At 46.0% G+C, this 20669-nt stretch carries 15 protein-coding genes; 8 read left to right on the top strand and 7 right to left on the bottom strand.

Annotated features, from left to right (window positions below; genetic code table 11):
• Positions 1-16: 16 nt before the first annotated feature.
• Positions 17-550, bottom strand: coding sequence for a GNAT family N-acetyltransferase (locus tag QUA40_RS12280; RefSeq protein WP_333125789.1), 534 nt, complete (start codon positions 548-550; stop codon positions 17-19).
• Positions 531-2660 carry a diguanylate cyclase domain-containing protein gene (locus QUA40_RS12275; RefSeq protein WP_333125787.1) on the bottom strand — a complete coding sequence of 710 codons (2130 nt, stop codon included), beginning with the start codon at positions 2658-2660 and terminating at the stop codon, positions 531-533. Before QUA40_RS12275 ends, QUA40_RS12280 begins: the two co-directional genes overlap by 20 nt.
• Positions 2661-3156: 496 nt before the next feature.
• Here QUA40_RS12275 and QUA40_RS12270 point away from each other — a divergent pair, with 496 nt between their 5' ends.
• Entirely contained in the window at positions 3157-3843 is a 687-nt protein-coding gene (locus QUA40_RS12270; RefSeq protein ID WP_333125785.1) for an HAD family hydrolase, read from the top strand.
• Positions 3844-3996: 153 nt separating this feature from the next.
• Here the strand turns inward: QUA40_RS12270 and QUA40_RS12265 are convergent, their stop codons facing one another.
• Positions 3997-4608, bottom strand: a complete 612-nt coding sequence (locus QUA40_RS12265) for a CPP1-like family protein (RefSeq protein ID WP_333125783.1) — start codon at positions 4606-4608, stop codon at positions 3997-3999.
• A 243-nt stretch (positions 4609-4851) separates the two neighbouring features.
• The gene (gene pgeF, locus QUA40_RS12260) at positions 4852-5730 is read right to left on the bottom strand and encodes a peptidoglycan editing factor PgeF (RefSeq protein ID WP_333125780.1); all 879 of its coding nucleotides are present in this window, start codon (positions 5728-5730) and stop codon (positions 4852-4854) included.
• Between the two features lie 571 nt (positions 5731-6301).
• Between pgeF and QUA40_RS12255 the strand changes: the two genes are divergently transcribed.
• The gene (locus tag QUA40_RS12255; RefSeq protein ID WP_333125778.1) at positions 6302-8065 is read left to right on the top strand and encodes a peptidoglycan DD-metalloendopeptidase family protein; all 1764 of its coding nucleotides are present in this window, start codon (positions 6302-6304) and stop codon (positions 8063-8065) included.
• A 74-nt stretch (positions 8066-8139) separates the two neighbouring features.
• Positions 8140-10512 carry a hypothetical protein gene (locus tag QUA40_RS12250; protein ID WP_333125775.1) on the top strand — a complete coding sequence of 791 codons (2373 nt, stop codon included), beginning with the start codon at positions 8140-8142 and terminating at the stop codon, positions 10510-10512.
• 66 nt (positions 10513-10578) lie between these two features.
• On the opposite strand, the gene QUA40_RS12245 is transcribed toward QUA40_RS12250, so the two are convergent.
• From QUA40_RS12245 to ribE, 3 genes are all read right to left on the bottom strand, one after another.
• Positions 10579-11772 (bottom strand): glycosyltransferase family 2 protein, encoded by a 1194-nt coding sequence (locus QUA40_RS12245; RefSeq protein ID WP_333125772.1) that lies wholly within the window; start codon positions 11770-11772, stop codon positions 10579-10581.
• A 320-nt stretch (positions 11773-12092) separates the two neighbouring features.
• Positions 12093-12299, bottom strand: a complete 207-nt coding sequence (locus QUA40_RS12240) for a hypothetical protein (protein WP_333125770.1) — start codon at positions 12297-12299, stop codon at positions 12093-12095.
• A gap of 67 nt (positions 12300-12366) precedes the next feature.
• Entirely contained in the window at positions 12367-13080 is a 714-nt protein-coding gene (gene ribE / locus QUA40_RS12235) for a riboflavin synthase (RefSeq protein WP_333125768.1), read from the bottom strand.
• Positions 13081-13315: 235 nt separating this feature from the next.
• On the opposite strand from ribE, the gene QUA40_RS12230 reads away from it, so the two are divergent.
• The 5 genes from QUA40_RS12230 (at position 13316) to QUA40_RS12210 (ending at position 20532) form a co-directional block, all read left to right on the top strand.
• Positions 13316-13825 carry a bifunctional nuclease family protein gene (locus QUA40_RS12230; RefSeq protein ID WP_333125765.1) on the top strand — a complete coding sequence of 170 codons (510 nt, stop codon included), beginning with the start codon at positions 13316-13318 and terminating at the stop codon, positions 13823-13825.
• A gap of 5 nt (positions 13826-13830) precedes the next feature.
• Positions 13831-14961 (top strand): aldo/keto reductase, encoded by a 1131-nt coding sequence (locus tag QUA40_RS12225; RefSeq protein WP_333125763.1) that lies wholly within the window; start codon positions 13831-13833, stop codon positions 14959-14961.
• 628 nt (positions 14962-15589) lie between these two features.
• Complete coding sequence (locus tag QUA40_RS12220) at positions 15590-18826, top strand: PAS domain-containing protein (RefSeq protein ID WP_333125760.1); 3237 nt, start codon at positions 15590-15592, stop codon at positions 18824-18826.
• Positions 18827-18961: 135 nt separating this feature from the next.
• Positions 18962-19489, top strand: a complete 528-nt coding sequence (locus tag QUA40_RS12215; RefSeq protein ID WP_333125757.1) for a hypothetical protein — start codon at positions 18962-18964, stop codon at positions 19487-19489.
• Between the two features lie 104 nt (positions 19490-19593).
• Complete coding sequence (locus QUA40_RS12210) at positions 19594-20532, top strand: DUF1963 domain-containing protein (RefSeq protein ID WP_333125755.1); 939 nt, start codon at positions 19594-19596, stop codon at positions 20530-20532.
• Positions 20533-20669 lie beyond the last annotated feature (137 nt).

Below are 20669 nucleotides of genomic sequence, written 5' to 3'. Positions count from 1 at the left end.
ACTTCCACTTTTTAGGTCATACAGCCGTGTTAATCAGCACTGCGATATCTTGCCACCCGTAGGCAATTTCTTTGAGTGCAACTCCTGCTCTACTTGTCTGCTGTTCGTCTACTTTTTCACCTCCTAATAATTCATAAAACCTATAGGCTGAATTGTCTCCTAGTACCCAAACTAGCATCGAGTTCAAACTTAATTCTGCCAATTTTGTTGCAACTGTTTTCACGAGTTGCCGTCCGATTCCTTGACGCTGATATTCCTCCAAAATATAGATGGCAAATAATTCTCCTTGATAAACATATTTGCCAGTTCGCTCGCAACCACCCGCAGCAAAACCCACAATTTCTCCCGAGTCATTCTCAGCAACGCACACAAAATTTTTACTTTTTTCTGCGTTTACGAGGATTTCTTGCCAAGTGCTTTCTCGCTTTTCATACGATAACTGTGCGAGGTAATCTGCTGGTACAATTTTTCGGTAAGCGGTCCGCCAAGTATCTACATTAACCCGTGCGATCGCAGGTGCGTCAGCGATTTTAGCTTCTCTCACAATCATCAGAAAATACTCCTTTCGGGCCCTGAAATTCTCTTTTCAAGTCTAGGCAAACTATACGATCGCGCCCTTCTAGTTTAGCTCGATACAGCGCTCGATCAGCCTGTCCAATTAACTCCTCAATCGATAAACCAGCAGCAGGCACAGTAGTAGCGATCCCCATACTGAGAGTTATAAACTTACTAACTTTGGAAGCAGCATGAAAAATTGCCGCTGCTTTCAAATCGCTGCGAATTGCTTCAGCTACCTGCTTTGCTCCTTGCACATCAGTTCGCGACAAAATTACCGCAAATTCTTCGCCACCGTAGCGGGCGGCTAAATCTCCTGCCCGCTGAGCCTTGCTAGCTAAAATCTCGGCTACTTGTTTTAAACATTCGTCGCCTCCTTGATGCCCGTAATGATCGTTGTAAAGTTTGAAAAAATCGATATCGCACAAAATTAAAGACAGCGACTCTTTTTCTCGCTCCATCAACTGCCATTCTAACTCCAATTTTTTGTCAAAACAGCGGCGGTTGGGAATTTGAGTCAATCCGTCCACCGAAGCGAGGCGCTGCAATTCCATGTTAGCTGCTTGTAATTCTAATTTGGCTTGTTCTAAAGCTAAATTTTGCCGAGCTAGTTCTTCACTTTGGCGTTTTTCTTGTTCGTACAAAAATCGGATTGAAGCTTCAGCTTCTTGCAATTCTTTCTCTGCATATTTGCGCTTGACAAATTCCCCTAATTGAGAACTTACCACAGCTATGATCTGAAGTAAATCTTTATCCGGTGGCAGTTCTTCCCGGCAAAAAAAAGTCATTACTCCTACAACTTGGCTCCTAGCGTGAATGGGAAAACCGAATCCCGATCGCAGTCCCGCTTCCTCGGCCAAGCGCGATCGCACGAAATTGCGATCGCCCACAATATCAGTAATCCACTGCGTAGAACCGCTTCTGGAAACTGCTCCCGGCAAACCCTCACCCGCAGCCAAAGTAATCTGCTGATCGTTTTCGGCAAACTCCCTAACTTCCTCCGCTGCCTGCCAAACTGCCACCCGCCGCCAACCAGGAGTTTCCTCGATCGGACAGCAAAGTGGCAGGCACCAAAGCGGATCTTTTTCAGATTTTATTTCCTCACCCCATCTAGTTTCTTTCTCCACCTCGGCAGGCGTCCAAAGTTCCCCAAAATCCCACCCAAAACTTTGGCAAATAGCTTGCAAAATTTTCGGAGTTGCGCTATCTAGAGAACTTGATTCTGACAGGATATGAGTAACAGCATACTGTGCTTCTTGACACTTTTTTATGCGTTGTTGCTTGGTAATGTCTTTGCCTATATAAACAAAATCTTGTATAACCTCCCTATCTCCATCCGGGCTTCCTGTACTTGTCTCGAAAGTAGAGCATGAAAACGCAACAATCAGCTTTAAACCTATTTTCGTTTGGCAAGCTACTTTTACTTGAGGCCAATATTCGCTTTTAAGTGCAGGAGGTAGCTGGCTGACTTTGCGTAACAATTCCTCCTCAGCCGTAATCATGGATATGGATTGGCCGATTAATTCCGATTCGGTATATCCAAATAATTTCTGTGCAGCTTGATTCACTTTTTTGATTTGACCAGATGTTCCTGTTACGAACAAAACATCCCCTAGGGAATTAATAATTTTGTCAATATAATCGCCAGCCGCAGCTAAGTTCTCGCCTTTAATACTTGTTTTGTTGGCAGACTGAACGATGGTTGGCTGAGATCCAATGCTATCTGTCACATCTTCACATAAAATAATCAATCTGTCAGCATTAGCTTGCCCCTTATAACCAAAAATATACAAGTTTAGATACAAATAAGAGCCGTCTTTGAGAACTCGGCTAATTGATTTTAACTGACAATCTTGCTGTCTTTCTTCAATAATATCTTCAAGGAGTCCTTCCATTCCGATCAGTTCGGGAAAACTATCGCGCACGTCTTTTCCTTCGCCTACTTCCTCCTGAATGTAGGCAAAATCTTGCACTTTCAAAGATATTTCTTTAATCTTAAGTTCCCGATCGACTGTGAGGTATTCAATCCTGCGTAAGGATAACAGCTTATAAAGAAGAATATTAATACTTCTGGGGCTGCTCTCTACAGTTAATGTTGGAAGCATCTCGTTATTGTAGAGCATCTCTCTCAAAGGTTAGCCGGTAAAGTTAGTTGTTGTTTGGCTGCGATTTATCATGGAAATTTTTATACTGGCAGAGGTCATCACCTGTTACCGGTGGCAAATTTATGCAAACAGTACACTTTAAATTCTCCAAGCAGTTGTTTGCTTATTTTAAAAATGGAGCCAAATATTAATTTGACCCACTTTTTGTGAGAAAGCGCAGTCAAAATTATCCTCGATCCAGGTTGAGATTTATGAAGAATATGTAGCGGTTTACACTATTTGTGCGGCACATTTTAATTTTAAATTCCCCGATATGGCTTACAACCGCTAAAGTTGAGGAACAGCACAGTTTAATTCAAATGTTTGCTTTAATTAGCACCATTCCTCTAGACCTTACCTCCCCTGGGTATTTGTGTCAATTTTTGTAAACAAAGTGTTACTTTTAAGTGATATAGTATCGAAGGATTTGTATAAAAGCTTAAAAATACTCTGCTAAATGCTGAGACTTATTACCGACTTTGACGGCCCGATCATGGACGTGTCCGATCGCTACTACCGAGTTTACCAGTATTGTCTCGCCGAGACTAAGCGTTCGGGCCAACCAGTGCGCGAACTACCGAAAGCCGAGTTTTGGGACATGAAGCGCGCGCGGGTTCCCGAAACCGAAATCGCCATCCTCTCAGGATTAGACGCAGCCCAAGCCCGCGATTTTGCCCAGAAACGCCGTCAAACCGTCCACACCCTACCCTACATGATTTACGATCAACCAGTTCCCACCGCTCTGGAAACTCTCGAAAAGGTGCAGCGCGCTGGAGTAGACTTAGCGGTGATGACCATGCGCCGCGTTAGGGAACTAGATGAAGCCTTCAACCGTTGCAATTTAGGGCAATTTTTCCCTGAAAACCGCCGCTATTGCCTCCCCAACGATTACGTCAAAACCGGGGATGTCAAAGATAAGCCCCTGCTAATGGCAAGAGCTCTCGCCGAACTGCCGCCGGCTTCTGACCTTTGGATGGTTGGTGATACGGAGGCAGATATAATAGCAGCAAAAACGCACGGTGTCAAGGTAATTGGTGTTTTGTGCGGAATTCGCGATCGCACCCAACTAGAACAGCACCAACCGGATTTAATTGCCAACAATTTGAGCGAAGCAGTTGAGATTATTTTAGGTCACAAAAATTAGTCAGTTGTCATTAGTCATTAGTCATTAATTATTAATTGTTAGCTGATGTTATTTGTCGGAGGTCTTGATTTCACAGTTATTAGTAGTTGGCTGCTGACTAATAAATGCTGATTAATAAATGCTGACTAATAACTGCTGACTAATGACAACTGACTATCGCAGAAAACCGCTGACCAGCCACAGAATTAAAAACGTAAACAAAGCGATAAATTTCTCTGTTGTTATCAATGCCGGACTGACAAAAGATCCCACAAGGCCTCCCAGCAACAAGCCTATAACCAAGCCAGCCACAGTCAGCAGCACAGCCCGACCAAATTTTTGTTCCTTGCGATTAACAAAATAAAGACAAGAGCCGACCCCAAGAGCCAGAGTCAACTGTAGTAAACCATCATTAGCCGCCGGATAAATAGTCAGTCCGCCTAACCCCACATACACTCCAGCCGGCCACAAAATGTCCGATCGACTAGGAGTATCGATTAGCCGCTGCAACCAAGCAGGGCTGCCACTAGGAGGAGACGGAGTAAAGCTTGCGGGCGGGGGAGTCAGCCGTTCGGGAAAGCGGATGCGTTCGGGTACTTTAATTTTACCTTCCTGTCGCTGCCGCAGGCGATCCATGAGGATCGCGTCGTAAGCTGCTTCGATCAATTCCAAACGTTTCTTGTCACCGCTGTACTGCTCAGCTAGGCGCGTGCGGGCCTCTTGCACTTCATCAAAGGAAGCATCTTCATCGACTTCAAGAAGTTGATAGGGAGTTGGCTCACTCATTGTAATAACCCGCTGAAGACTCTCGTTATAGAGCAATCTTAACAAGAGAGGAAAGCGGGGCGGGAGCTCTGCCGCTTTCCCAAAAGTTTTGCTGCTAGTTTTTGGTGCTTTAAAACAGGAACCAGCAAACCTTACGAAAATAGAAACTAGAAGGCATTTGGCATTCGTAAATAAAAAATAATGAATCCAAAGATTTTTATTTTTATCTTGGCCTTGTAAAATTTTACCTTCTGCCAAATGCCCTCAGAAGGAACTTGTCCCGCACGCACTCACAATTCCCGACCACTGGACTTTTTTAAGTCGATCGCGGCGGTAGGAAAAAAAGCGAGCCGAGTCAGAATAAGTACAGAAAGGAGCGATCGCCACTTGAGAAAGATCGATCCCCAACTGCTGCAATTGCAAAGCATTGCAGAGGCGAACATCCAAGCGTACCTTTCCCAGTTCTGGATCGGCCAAGACAGGGGTTTCCGGCAGTTGGTGCAAAAACTCTAGAATGCCGTCGGCTGTCGCACTAACGCCACTCTTAGGAGCAATAGTGGCTCCCAGTTCCGCTGCTACTTCCACAGATACCTGGTAAACCTCTCCAGCGATCGCCGGCCCCATAGCAATCTTCAGATTTTCTAGTAGACTGCCTTGTGCCACAAGTTGAGCGATCGCCTCTGGTAATATCTTAGCAGCAGTCCCGCGCCAACCCGCGTGAACTGCCGCAACCAGTCCCGTGCGATCGTCAGCAATCAGCACCGGCACACAGTCAGCCGAGCAAACCCACAGCGCCTCCAATTCTCGCTCCGCCACCAAGCCATCAGCCTCAGCATAGCTTGGGGCAGCGGTTTCCGGGCCCAGAGCCACAACCGGGGACAACTCACTCGTTTTGAGTACCGCATTGCCGTGTACCTGTTGGAGTCGGTAAACCTTAGCTCCCGGTTCGAGAACTTCCGTCAGATCGATCGGCCCCCGGGGCGAGAAATCGCGAGTAAAAAAGCCGTGAGACCAGCGAGAAAGCAAGCTGCAAGTCAGATAGGGCAAGCCTTCAGAACTCTGCCAGTCCCAACTGATACCGTCAGACCCTTGGACGCACTCAGAGTCAGGAAAATTTGTCAAGCGATCGCCAGCTACAGTCATGAAACCTATCCTTACCCAAGCGCATCATTTAGCTTGTATTCTAAACAATCAACAATTTTGTCCGCGAAGTTTAAAGGCAGGGCTAGCTTTCAGGAAAAAATCACGCTCAGTCGGCGGTTTTAGGACAACTCACGCCCAGAGCACCATTCTCGCTTAACAGGCTTTGGGGCCTGTTAAGCGAAGAGTAGATTTTCTTGTGGGGAGTAGGGGTTGGGCACCAGAGCCCGCCCTGAAAAGATTATTGAGAATGGTGCAATATCTCAGGACGACCGACAGCGCCGAAATTTTGCATAACCCGATAAATATAGGCAACTAATTAGCATAGAGGAACGCCAAAGCGCTATCATCATTGTGGCCGTCACAGACTTCTAGGCAAGTGCCATCGGGAGCAAAAAAACCGGATATCGATCGCGAGTGAATGCGTAAGGCATTTGATCTTGTTCTATGTGCAAAAAAAATTGCCTCAAGCCCGGTAAAATCAGTTAGGCCTGTATATAAAGACAAGGATTGCCATACATTCGATCCTGACTTCGAGATCCTTGTGCCCCCTGTTGAGTTGGGAAAAAAAATCGTGAAACCAGTTCCAGACAAGCAAATAACAGCCCATTTGAACACCAAACAGCAAAAAAAGAACCCTACAGGCGCCCGGACTCGATCGCGCCTTTTGTCCGATCGCTCACTGCTGGTGGGACTGGGTTGCCTTGCCAGTCTGGGACTGCTCAGCAAAGGCCTAGTTTGGGCTCAAGCCGAAACTCCGCCAGCAGAACAAGCCGCCCCCGGCGCAGCAGAGCTCCAGCCATTATTTGAAGCTCCTCTCCCGCCCCCGGAACCCGAATTTAGCCAAGGGTCGCCAGAACCATACCCTGAACCGCAGGCAGAAGTTCCGCCGTCGGAGCCTTTCGATGCCAAACCGCCGTCAGAGCCAGAGTACGCCCGCGAACAACCTCCCACCCAATATTATCTGCCGGAACCCGCGCTGATTCCCCTGCCAGAAGCGACGGCCCAGGAGCCGCCTTTTGAAGCGCCAGTTAACCCAGCCCATGCTGAAATCGACAAAACAGACTACAGCGTTGGCGCTACCAACGACTACGAAGCGCCAACCAGAATAGAGTTTGCAGAACGATCGACCGGCTGCCAAGGAGTTGGCGGTTTGTGCGCGCCTCCTCCTGTTTCCGAGCCAAGGACGGCAGATGCAGGAGAACCCAACTACAGACAGGAAACTCCGATCGCAGACGACCGCTATATTGCAGCCCCTCCTCCCCGAAATCTGCCAGAAAGCATTCCGGGCGATGTTCGGGAAACTGTGGCGGCAGGAAATAGTAGCGGAAATCCTGTCAGTAAAATCGGTCAAGCCGTTCAACAAATAGGCAGCCAGGTGTGGGGGAGTTCCAACCCCCCTGAATCTGCTTACGCACCCCCGCGCTACTCGGCTAACGCTGGATACTCCGCAGACACCGGCTACTCGGCTAACGTCGGCTACTCGGCTAACCCCGGATACTCCGCAGACGCTGGGTATTATGCCGGATCGGCATCTTACGGTGGCGGCCCTCCAGCGCCCAGCATGGGACTCGGGCCGGTTCAAGTCGGTGCGGTTAGTGTCAGCAGCGGCAGCAATAGCGGTTTTGCTTACTACAATCTCACGCCGCGTCCTGCCGGCCTGCCGGGAAATGGCAACGGCAGCCTGCTGTTTCCGCTATCTATTGCTGCGGAAATTACTTCGCCGTTTGGGTGGCGGACTCATCCGGTTATGGGCTACGGTAGGTTTCACACCGGAACGGACTTGGGGGCCCCGATGGGAACGCCCGTACTGGCAGCCTATGCCGGTCAAGTGGCGATCGCAGATTGGTTGGGCGGCTACGGTTTGACGGTGGTTCTCAACCACAACAAAAAGTCTCAGGAAACTCTCTACGGCCACCTTTCGGAACTGTTTGTGAAACCGGGAGAGTGGGTGAAACAGGGAGAGACGATCGGCCGCGTCGGCAGTACGGGAATGTCTACAGGGCCTCACCTCCACTTCGAGGTTCGGCAAATGACTGACCAGGGTTGGGTGGCGATCGACCCGGGTTCTCAGCTAGAATTCGCTCTGGCAAAAATGATCGGCACTTTGGAAACCGCCAAAGTACCGCAAATGCCGAAAATGGTGGAAATACAAACCGCTAGCGGACTCAAAGATTTGGAAAACGATCTGCCCCAGCTTCCCCCTCTGCCGCTGGGAATGGACATCGAAGTTCACAACCTCCAGCCGCCATTCCCAGAACTCTTAAAAGCGGACACTTCTAAGCCCAAAAATGCCGAAGCAGTCAAACCCAAAACTCAGAAGCAAGCTAGCAGGTAAAAATTGGGGATTGCCTAGATTAATTTTCTTGTGGAACGGTCGAAAAGCCCACCCCACAAGAAAATTTATATTTTGTGCAACGAGTACGCCAACTCGTTGCTTTTCCTCGTTACCAGGCTGTTTCGGGTAACGAGGAAAAACTGATAAAAAATGGTAACTTGCAGTTTATGCTAATAGCGCAGCATTTGTGGGAATTAATTTTATTTTTGATTATTCTAGTCGGCCCGATTCCCTTAAGCTTGTCTCTTGCCTTTGAGAATCAAAAAGAAAACAATAACTATTCATTTCCCCATTTTATCCTCGTACTCCTGACGGGATGGAGCATTGCACAAGTTTGTATCGGCTTAATTTTAGGAAGTGCCGAGCGCCTAAATATTGCTGCGGTGATTGTAGCAGAAATGCTGATTTGTGCGATCGGCTTCATCCTGATTTATACCAAAAACCACAAAAGTTTTACCTTCTCCCAGTGGCAGATTCCCCAACTCAAGCAACCTCTGGGCAAATCCGAACGCCTAATTATTGTTGCCACCGCTGTTGTAGGATTTGTGCTGTTAGAAACTCTCGCAAGCAAACCAACAACTAATTATGATTCATTGTGGTTTCACCTGCCTGCGATCGCCCGATGGTATCAAACCCATTCATTTACATTATTAGATGCCACCGGAAATTGGATTTTTGAACAAGAGCAAGCTAAAGTATATCCGTACAATTGGCACGTTTTATCTGCTTTGTGTGTAATCCCATTCAAAGAAGATTTTCTAGCAGCTTTTCCCCTGCTAATTGCGTGGGGACTTGAGGGAATTGCCGTCTATCTCTTAAGCGTAAAATTTGGAGCTACCCGAATTCACGGCATGGCAGCAGCATCTTTAGTATTGACAGTACCGATGATGCTCAACCAAGTTAACACAATTCACCCCGACTTACCGCTAGCTGCAATATTTACAGTTGGTTTGTATCTAGGTTTATCCTATCATAGTAGCCGATCGCAATCCGAACTATCCCTATTTTTGGCAGCCGCAGGAATGCTAGCAGGCATAAAAATCACGGGAATAGTCTATGCTGCCTCACTTTTAGGAGGATTAGCAATATTAGAAATAAAAAAAATCGCGGTTAAAAAAAACTCCACACCAGCTAATTTGAGAATTCGCCAATCTCTCAAACCAGTGTTACTGTGCGGCATAGCTTGTTGCTTGCTTTTAGGATGTTTTTGGTATGCGAGAAACTTGCTGCAAATCAATTATCCTGTCGGCGAAGTCGGCTCTATTAAAGTTCCCTTACAGCCTTTTGCTTTACCGTCTCCCTTACCTGGGCAAGCACTTCCGGTACAGCAGCCGCTCGCTTCACCACTTTTAAAGATTTGGCAAAGCACTTTAGCAGCTCAATTTAATCCCAGCAATATTTCCCACTGGCAAACTGTCGGCTTACAAATTATCATTAGATTGCAACTGCCCTTTCTGGCGATCGCACTTCAGGTATTGGCAGCACCTCTGGCTTTGATCAAAGGTAAAACCAGAATAATCAATCAAAATACTATCATTTTAATTGTACTTCTCGCCAGCACCGGAATTTTGTATTTAATTACACCTTACACGTCCGGTACTGTCGGAGACTCGATCGGTCAACTCAGCCCTATACTCGGTTTTAACCTCAGATACGGATTTCCCTTTTTAAGCTTGCTGGCCATCGCAGCGGCAGCTACAGCAACTCTCTTGAAAACTCAAAATCAAGTTGTTCTGGCAGTGGTTTTGGCTAGTGGTTTTTTCGGAATTACTAGCAACACAATTTTTGATTATATTAAAAATGCTTCTTTCACCGGAGATAGTATTGTTTGGGGGAGTTTGTTGATTGACAATTTTAAGTCTAACCCAAGAGAAGCTATTAATAGTATTGGAAAAATCTTAGCTCCGAGTTGGCAATATATATTACCCTATCCGATATTTTATCTTTTGTCACTGACGCTGGCTTGGATATTGTTGAAAATCAATCCTGGATTAGGAGGGCTGAATTATCTATTTCCCACCCGAAAAAAATCGATTTACATAGTGATAGTTGGTGTCTGTATAGGATTGATATTAATTGGTCAGTGGAGGGAAAAGCGAGATGTTGCACGTACAGAACTATATCGCGGTATTTACGAATATATTGACAAAAATACAGTACCAGATGAAAGAATAGGCTTCTTTTTGAGTTCCCGCAGCTACCTGTTTTACGGGAGAAACTTGGACAGACAAGTTTTATACGTGCCGTTTAGAGCCGATCGACTTTCGGCATGGATTGAGAACCTGCGGCAAAATAAAATTAGGACTGTGGGATTCGGTCCCCTGACTGAGACAAACGCAGCTACTAGGAAAGCTCTATCTTGGCTGACAAGTGCCGAGGGTCCGCTGCAACCCGTTTTCGGAAAAGATATTAATACTGAGTCGGTCTTGTATCGCTTGAAAAATTAGTAAATGCTCCTCGCAGCGCAGTTGCAGTGAGCAGTTACGTTTTAATAGCCTTAATTTCTTTTTTCATTAAGACAACTCTGCCTTTGTCGGTGGCGTGGCGCTAAGCTTCACTTGAGGGATCGTGTCAATATTTACTTGATTTCGCTTGACAAGGAGGGAAATTGAGCGGTGAAAAATGTTCCCTATCGTTACCATTAATTCGATATTTTTGCGCCGCATCTCTATCAACACATCCCGACAGCTCAGTTGGTTCCCAGAGGATGGCGTATCTTCTACTCTCACAGGTGCATCTAGAGCATCCTGATGTTTCCAAAACTGCTGGGATAATAGGTTTAAAAGGCTCTTTCCCAATACTCTGTAAAAGCCAGAACGGAATAAGGGTGAGATACACTCAGTTTTTAAAGCTTGGAATAACCAAAAGAGCGCGGTGCGATCGAGGCCGTTGCGGCTGCTTTGGTGCGCTAAATACAGCAAAAAATTACTGGTAGATAATCGGTGCAGGAAATCGGGAATTTCGGGATGCCGTTGCTTGGCAGCTTGCAGCATCAAAGATTGAGAATTCGCCATTGTCGTATAGTTGGTAGACATAGTGTTATACATCCTCCGATAGCCAATTGAAAATTCCGGCACGGCTCGAAATTGATAAAGCTCTGCTATCCGCAGGTACAAGTCCCAGTCTTCACAGCCTTGAGCATTCCTTTCCTTCAATGTTTTGTCATAAACCCCCGCCTTTTCCAAACAACTGCGACGGATCAGAGAAGCACTAGCATTTCCGATAAAGTTGTGGCAGATTAGGGTCGCGTACACGTCACCTTCAATTCTAAAAGACCGGAATCCTCCTGTTAGTAATCCTTTTTCATCCAAGTCCACTGTCCACGAATAGACCACCCCTACTTCTTCCCCTCCCTCCAACATACATTGAACTTGTTTTTCTATGTTTTCAGGATACCAAATATCATCGGCATCAATGGGGGCAATATATTCTCCTCTGGACTTCTCAATTCCTAAGTTTCGAGCAGCAGCGACTCCAGCATTTGGCTGTTTCAGAAGCTGGACGCGAGAATCTTTTTTGGCAATTTTTTCGACAATTTCAGGGGTTTGATCCTGCGAACCGTCATCGACTACTAAAACTTCAATTCCTGGATAAGTTTGAGCCAGAACTGATTTCAGAGTTTCTTCAATAAATGGCTCAGCGTTGTATGCAGGGATAATGACGGAGACGAGAGGCAAAGAGGGGGATTTTTTAGAATTGGGCTGCATTGGCTTTTAACAAGGTTTTTCAAAATTTTTGTTGCTTTCTAGATTGGCGGATCTACCTTACACTCCTGACAGTTAGGACTTACACAGTTGGTGGAGGAGACAGCCAAGAGCCACTAATAATAAATATTTTTACCGCATTTTTAGTGAAAAGTCAATGGTATCTAGCACGTCTAAATTTTTTTTGCGAATCAAGAAAATGGTGACAGACTAAAACTAAAAGTCATATTATTTGAGGCCAAGAGATGTCAATTGATTAAATCAAGGAGAGCCAATAAAAGCCGAGTTAGTAGTTGCGTCAGCTTTCAGCGGTTAATTATTGATCAAATAATTCGTGGCTGACGCACCAGACAAGTACGAACTATGGTGTAAGGTGCGTCGCCACTGGAAAAGTCGATTGAATGCTGCATGATTTTTGATTGCGACACACCCGACAAATATTGTTGTTTCATGAATCTGCGCGATGCACTTGTTTTTTCAACTATCATGTAAGGTGCGTCGCAACTGGAAAAGTCGATTGAATGCTGCATGATTTTTGATTGCGACACACCCGACAAATATTGTTGTCTCAGAAGCTGCGCGATGCACACCCGAAGATTAAATAAATCCGTGTTCGGCTAAAAATTCTGGGGTAATGCCTCCCAAACTGTTGATGGCGGGGGTGTCTTCCCAGGGTTCGAGATGGGCTTCCCGGCCGCTGCGGAGAAATTTGGCGACATATTTGCCCAGAATATCTGCTTCTAAGTTTACTAAACTTCCTGGTTGCAAATAGCTGAGATTTGTCTCACCAAAACTGTGGGGAATGACAGCAACTTCAAACCAATTGCCGTCAGCATCGCAATCTGCCACGGTTAAGCTGATGCCGTTGACGGCGATACTGCCCTTGGAAACGATGTAAGGTGCGATTAGACGTTGCCAGCCCGAATTTGCTGTCGGTGGGGCAGTAAACCGCATCTCCCAAGCGTTGGCGGTTTGGGTTGATGTGGCTAAAGTGCCGATCGCATCTACGTGCCCCGTCACGAAATGTCCCCCCAATTTGCTACCGGCGCGCAGGGAGGTTTCTAGGTTCACCAAAGCATCGGGGAATGATCCCAGAGTAGTGCGGCGGAGAGTTTCTGGGGAAGCGACGGCGACAAAACCTTGCGGCAGAACTTCCACTACCGTTAAACAGACTCCATCTACGGCTACGCTGTCCCCAATGGCTAAATCTTGTAAAATCTGGTAGGAGTTGTTTGATGTGCAGGAAATTTGGAAATAATCGTTGCCTAGCGACTTCAGCTTTCCGAGAGATTGAATTAGTCCTGTAAACATAAGTATTTTTCCGTAGTCGATCGCTTATTTACATCAAACCATAGGGACAAACCAGAGACAGGAGGTTTTGTCGTCCCCCTGTCCCCCGGAGTCAATCTAAAATCTAAAATCTAAAATCGACAGTCCCAGATCAGTTGCAGATTCAGGCGAAGATCAAGTCATACTGGATTTAGGTGATCTTTATGTCCAAGTTCTCTACTGCCTTACAGTTTCTTAATTCTATGAGGCCGATCGAATGATTGAAATGAAAGTCGCTGGAATTGCCTTAGATGCAGCCACGCGCAGTCCTATTGTCCTATTGAGAGACTCTACTGAGCGACGGGCTTTGCCTATTTATATCGGTCAGGAGCAAGCAAAGGCTATTATTAGCGCGATCGAAGGCCACAAGCCTCCTCGGCCCTTAACTCACGATCTGATGGTCAATTTTTTAGAGGCATGGAGTCTTACCTTGGAGCGCATAGTTATTCACTCGCTGCAAGATAACACGTTCTATGCCGTCCTGATCGTCCGTCAGGGAGAAGTTAAAAAAGAGATCGATGCCCGACCTAGCGACGCGATAGCCCTAGCCCTGCGAACGAACTGCCCCATCTGGGTGATGGAAGAAGTGGTCGCCGATGCTTCGATACCGGTCGATCGAGATGCTGATGAGGCCGAACGCCGAGCCTTCCGGGAATTTATCTCAAACCTCCGTCCAGAGGATTTGATTAAGAGAAGCGGCTTGGGCCAAGGCGAAACTTCCTCGTAACAGTTATGCGCTATCGAAGGTTTGGCAAAACTAACTTGCACCTGTCCGTATTTTCCTTGGGAACCATGCGCTATTTGGCTTCTGAGGAAATTGCCGGCCAGACTGTACGGCAGGCGGTGTCTCTGGGAATCAATCACCTGGAAACCGCGGCGGGTTACGGTTGCAGCGAGGAATATCTCGGTGCAGCCCTCTCGGCTGGTTTGTCTGTCCATCGATCGCGCTTTCATGTCACTACGAAAATTTCCTTAACCGAGGATGCTGCCGCAATGGAACGCTGCATAGACGCATCCCTCAAACGCCTGAATTTAGACTATATCGACTGTCTGGCAATTCACGGTTTGAATACTTGGGAACATTTGGCGATTGTGCGATCGCCCACAGGCTGCATGGAAGCTGTAAGTAAAGCCCTGGGTGATGGCCGAATTCGGCACGTTGGCTTTTCGACTCACGGGCCTCTGGATCTGATTTTGGCTGCAATCAATACAGATTTGTTTGAATTTGTCAATCTGCATTATTACTATTTTTTTCAGCGCAACGCCCCGGCAATTGAACTCGCCAAGCACAAAGATATGGGCGTTTTCATCATTTCCCCCGCAGACAAAGGAGGGCAACTCTACACGCCCCCGGAAACTCTCGCACAATTGTGCTCGCCTTTCTCGCCTTTGGAGTTGAACTATCGGTTTTTACTGAGCGATACTAGGATTGGGACTCTGAGTGTGGGGGCTGCAAATGCGACAGAATTAGAGCAACCCCTGCAATATTGCGATCGCGACTTTCCCCTCACGCACGCCGAAATCGCTGCGTTCGATCGGCTAGAATCAGTTATTGCCGAGCGTTTGAAAACCGACAAATGCAGCCAGTGCTATGCCTGTTTGCCTTGCCCGGAAAACATCAACATTCCCGAAGTATTGCGACTTCGCAATCTCGCCGTCGGGTGCGACATGACTGACTTTGGCAAATACCGCTACGCCATGTTTGAAAATGCCGGACACTGGTTTCCCGGCAGCAAAGGCAACCGCTGCACCGATTGCGGCGAATGTTTGCCCCGGTGTCCCGAAGAGTTAGACATCCCAACTCTGCTCAAAGATACTCACCAGCGACTGGGCGGCAAAGCAGGCAGGCGGTTGTGGGATTGAAAAAAAGGTGAAGCAGGGAAAAGGCGATCGAGCGTATCTAAGTGTTGCAATAATTAGGTTAAACTTTTTTTAAGTGAATTTACTCTATAGTCGATCGAAAAACTACTTAGCTTGCGGGCTGTCTGCGGGCATGGGTGTCCACTTAACGTCTTATGTTGTACCAATCTACTGTTTGAGTTCATAGTCTTCCTGATCCCCCCTAACCCCCCAGGGACAAGAGCGTCAAAGTCCCCCTTCTTAAGGGGGATTTACGGGGAGCGAGACTCGGCTATAAACGAGAGAGACAAAAGGTTTTAGTCTGAAATTGACACCAACGTCCCCTGTCTGCTCGCAACAAACTTTAAATAGGAGCCGACAGTATATGGAAAAACAACTAAATAAGACAATCTGATTGAACACCGAGAAATTGATTTATTTAAAAATATCCCAGTCCTTTTCTTGCTTTATTGCGTCCGGCGAGAGCGAACAATTTTATGATGAGTGATTAAGCGAACTCGATATAAAATATAAAATCGTTCGACTGAGCGCTCACGCCGAAGTCTAAAATCTCAAATCTTAAATCTCAAATTGATTCCCTTCCCGATTAATTGATGGCCTGTCATCTACAACCGATCCCGTATCTACTACTATGGCTCATACTCAGTTAAACGACAGCCAGCCAAATTGTCTGCAGCAAACTAAAGTTGCCACTTCCGAAAGAAGATTGAAAGCAGCTTTCAAGCCGTGTACCTACAACTTATCTGTTACCAGAAAACAGCTAATCGGACTGCTGACTTTACAAACAATCTTGCCCGTCGGACTAACCGCAGCAGCACTTTGGCTAACATCAGCAGTGGGAAGCAATCAACTGCAAAATCAAGCTAAATCCGAACTGAGCCTTAGTGAAATTAACTACAATCTCCAACTCGATCGCGCCGCCGACCGTTTGCAGAACTCCTCTGACAGCAAAACGATCGTCCAAACAGCCTTAGCTTACAACAGTGGCAAAAAAGTATCATATTTGCAAAAATCTGTCAAGGAAATTATAGAAAATTATGTCAAAACAGGAGCAATACACAGTGCAGCTTTAGTGGGGAAAGATGGGAAGATAATTGTTAGCGTTAATCTCAACCAGGAGGGACAAAGTTTTAATCCTCGCAACCTAGCCTATCAAGTATTAGCAAAAAAAGACCCAATTACGGCCAGCAAAATTCTAGCTAAATCGGCAAATCAAAAACACTTGCCAACTTTGCAACCGAAATTGAGCCAACGTGTCCTTGTGAATTACGCAGAAATTCCCGTAAAAAATCCCAAAAATCAGACTGTTATTGCTGCTTTATTTCTCGGAACAAATCTGAGCCAAATCCCGATGGTTGCCAGTAGCGAAACCGTCAATTCACTCGTCGGATTTTACGCTATTTATGCACCACTTAATGAGGGCAAATATGTCTTGGTAAGTAGACAAACTGTTACGAAAACTCAACTGTTGCCCGACTTACAGTGGATGGACAGATCGCTACTGAGAGCTGCACGCAGCGCCGATGGCAAACCAGTTGCTCAGCAAATAAAAATAGGGAATCAGACTTATACAGTAGCAGCAAAATCTCTAAATAATTTAGCCGGAAAACCCGCAGTAATTTTAGTCCGGGGCATTCCCAAAACCTCGATCGCAACTTGGTGGGGCAATAACTGGCTGCTGGTAATGTCTGCGGCTGCCGTTGTCCCCTTTGCCTTGGGAGTTGCCGTCACTCGCCGGATTGCCAAACCCGCTAACTCAGATTTATCAACAGCAGACGGGAATTGGGCATCTAACTCCAGCGCCGAACCGCCGCAGCGATCCCGGAAGTTAGATATAATTTATGACAATTTAAATTTCGGCGAATTTCCCGATTTATTCCCTAAAAAATCGAGTTTAGATGGTCAATTAGCCGTAGATTTTCGATATAAAAAATTGGCGGGCGCTCCTCTTCCAGCGCTTCGCCAACGCCCGATCGCAAATCCCCACATCCCCCTCGCTTTCCAACCCCTAGAATTGCCAGGAAACTCCGTCTCAAACGAGTCGCGGCAGGTAAATACAGAACTAGAAAAAAGCGCGATCGCCTTAAATCTAGTCCAGGAAGCTTGGCAAGACTTAAATCGCCTCAACTGGGAATTGCAGCCAGAAATACTCGATCGCCAAAATACCCAAAAAGCCCTGCGAAAGAGCGAAGCACTGCTGCAAGCGATTTTAGACAACTCAACAGCAGTAATTTACATCAAAGATGTTGACGGAAAATATCTGCTCACCAACCGCCATTTTGACAATTTGTTCGACATCGCAAAAGAGCAAATAACAGGGAAAACCGACGGCGATATTTTTCCCCAAGACAAAGCAGCAGCCTTGCGAGAAAATGACCTGAAAGTTCTCGAATCCTCCTCGCCCGTAACTATCGAAGAAATCATCCCTCAAGACGACGGCCCGCACACTTATATTTCTCTGAAATTTCCCCTCTGCAACTCCGAAGGTAAAGCTTATGCAGTCGGTACAATTTCTACAGATGTGAGCGATCGCAAACTTGCCGAACTCACCCTAGAAAAAGCCAAGGCAGAACTAGAAATAGAAGTCGAACAGCGCACCCTATTCCTCAAACAAGCCAACGAACTCTTGCGGTTTGAACTCGCCGCCAGAGTCCGCGGCGCTATCACAGTCAGACAAATGACCGCTCAGGTAGCCCGACACGCCCGAACAGTTGACGGCATTCTCGGCGCTTCCCTTGACCTAATTTTTCTAGTAGATCGCTCTGGAAAATACACTTATGTCAGCCGCACCGCCGCTCAAGCAGTCGGCCTCAATCCCAGAGATATGATTAGCAAAACCTGGCGAGAATTAGGCTGGTCGCCACAAATTTTACAGCAGGTTGAGGACGATTGCAGCGCCGTATTTGCCACAGCCGAGCCCAAGAAAGGCGAAGTAATTGTCCCCACCGCAATTTGGGGAACCCGCGACTACGAGTACATTCTTAGCCCGGTTTGTGCGACAGACGGCAGCGTCGAATCCGTAGTAGCGACGCTGCGGGATATCACCGAACGCAAAGACGCTGAGGAAGCGTGGCAGTTGGCCAAAGAAGCCGCAGAACTCGCCAACCGCGCCAAGAGTGCTTTTCTGGCAAACATGAGCCACGAGTTACGCACTCCGCTGAATGCGATTATCGGCTACAGCGATATGCTGGCGGAAGATGCCGAAGAGTTAGGCAACTTAGAGGTAGTCTCAGACTTAGACAAAATTCGCACTGCTGGCAAACACTTGCTGCGCCTAATTGACGACATTCTCGATATTTCCAAAATTGAAGCTGACAAGATGGAGATTTACCTCGAAAGCTTCGATGTTGGAGGCTTAATCGAGGAGGTAGTAACAACTATCAAACCGCTAATGGATAAAAACGGCAATACTTTGCAAGTATTAAGTTCTGACAATATCGGCGCGATGCACGGCGATTTGATGAAAGTCCGGCAGGTTATTCTCAATTTGCTCAGCAATGCTGCTAAATTTTCTGCTAATGGGACGATCGTGCTTACTGTCGAAAGAATTACCAGTGAAGAATTAAAAAATAAATATCAACCGAAAGTTGCTCAAATGTTAATTTTGGATGCAGATTTTTTAATTTTCCGAGTGACCGATACGGGCATCGGCATGACAAAAGAGCAGCAAGAGCGACTGTTCCAACCTTTTACTCAAGCTGATAATTCAACTACTCGCAAATACGGCGGTACTGGTTTGGGACTGACTATCAGCCAGCGTTTTTGTCAGATGATGGGCGGCGATATTGAAGTTACCAGCGAGTTAGATTGCGGTTCTACTTTTACTGCTTGTCTGCCTGCTTCATTGTTTAGGCGATCGGAATTTTAACAACAATTGTGCCGATTCGCAGTAAGAACTTGAGTCCTAAAAATTCCCTGAACACTCAATTACTCACTACAAACCGATTTTACAGGACTCGATATTAACAGATAACTTTTGTAAAAAACCGGGCATTGCCAATTTATGAATTACCACAACTTTAGCCACAAAAATGAAGTTGATCGCCGCAGGCACGGCATTTTGACAAAAAGTTTATTTTTGTTCCTAATTGGGGGTTCTGCGTGCCTCGGAGCCTTGCTGTGGAGACAATCTGCGGCATTTTCCCAACAGCCGGCTTGCCCGACTGGCAACGCTGCTAATTTCCCGTCGCCTCCGCTTTCGCAAACCGAAAAAAGCGTGCCGAGTTTGTGGTTAGCTCAAAAACAGTTTGGCGGCAAATTGCTCGATCGCTGGTTTGTCGATCCCGGCAATACTTGGGTAATTATCATAGTCAACCGCCAACTTTGGAGTTTGCTCGATTATATGGAACGCTATCAGTTTGTCAACCGCTTCGGCACTGTCGCCAGCGAATACGGTTACAATGTGCGAGTTTGCAACCGTCAAGGCACTGCTTTGGCAGTTTATTCGTGCAAGGGCGATCGGCGCTTTTGTCGCATTGATTTAGAATCTCTCTCAAACCCACGTCTTCGAGGAAGGGTGAAAGGATTTTAGTAGGGTGCGTCAGCCGCGAGTAATTTTATGGATAATCGATAAATCAAGAGCTGACGCACCGTGCATTTGAGCTGATAAATGCGGTTTGTAATAAGTAGAAAAAAATGAAAACACACCTTGAGCTTCTTGCTGAATTAGAACCTTTTCGCCAAGAAATTGAAAGTTCAGAAAAGCCTGTTATCAAAATCACTTACGAACGAAAGGCGACTGATTTCTGGTCAAGCAAATTTGGCGGAGTGCCTTACTTGCCGAAAGGTTACGATTTTCCCAAAGATAGTGATGGAAAATATATGCACCTTTTGGCACAACTCAATTTTGAGGAAATCTTTGCCCAAGTGCCATATTTAGCCCCTTTTCCCAAACAAGGAATTTTGCAATTTTATATTAGTAACAATCTAGGTTGTTATGGAATGGATACAGAGAACTTGGACAATCAAAAAGATTTCAAGGTATTGTACTTTTTAGAAGTTGACAGAAATAATTATCAAACAGATTTTAGTTTTTTATTGGATCTAAATGAGACATATTCAACTTTAAATAATCAAAAATTTAGTGGGTGGCAAGCTTTTGACGAAAAAAATTGTCCGATTGATTATCCTTCTTCCGATTGTATTTATGAACATTATTATTCACCTTTACAGCACCAAGATGTGAATAATTCTCAAGAATGTTTGGCTTTACAGTTTAGTTTTGACAATGCGTGGGTGAATCCAGCGGACTATCAATTTGATACTTTTTTGGGAGAACAAAAGCTTCAAAATTATTTGGATATAATTTGGGAAGATGATAACAGATTATTTGAGTGGTATTCTGGTAATATATACGAGAATCACCATAAAATAGGGGGATACGGCTACTTTACGCAAACTGATCCTCGTGAGGATAGTCCGCAATACAAAGACCATAAAGTTGTACTCTTACACATGATTAGTGATGATGAGATTTGTTGGGGTGATTGTGGAGTAGGTAACTTTTTGATTCGTGCTGAGGACTTAGAAAAATTAGACTTTTCTCAGGTGATTTATAATTACGATTGTTCTTAAAATTAAAATACTAACACTTTCTGCCCCTGCTGTTTTGTTTGTTATTTCACTGCCGTTTGTTGCTTTGCTACACACACAAGGCTGGTGACTCACGAACCCTACGGTTTAAGGTGCGTCAGTTTTGATGATTTTCTCGG

It is taken from the genome of Microcoleus sp. Pol11C3, assembly GCF_036701485.1.
Lineage (GTDB): Bacteria > Cyanobacteriota > Cyanobacteriia > Cyanobacteriales > Microcoleaceae > Microcoleus.
Note: the sequence above shows the minus strand (reverse complement) of the source record. Positions and strands in the feature narration are given on the sequence as shown.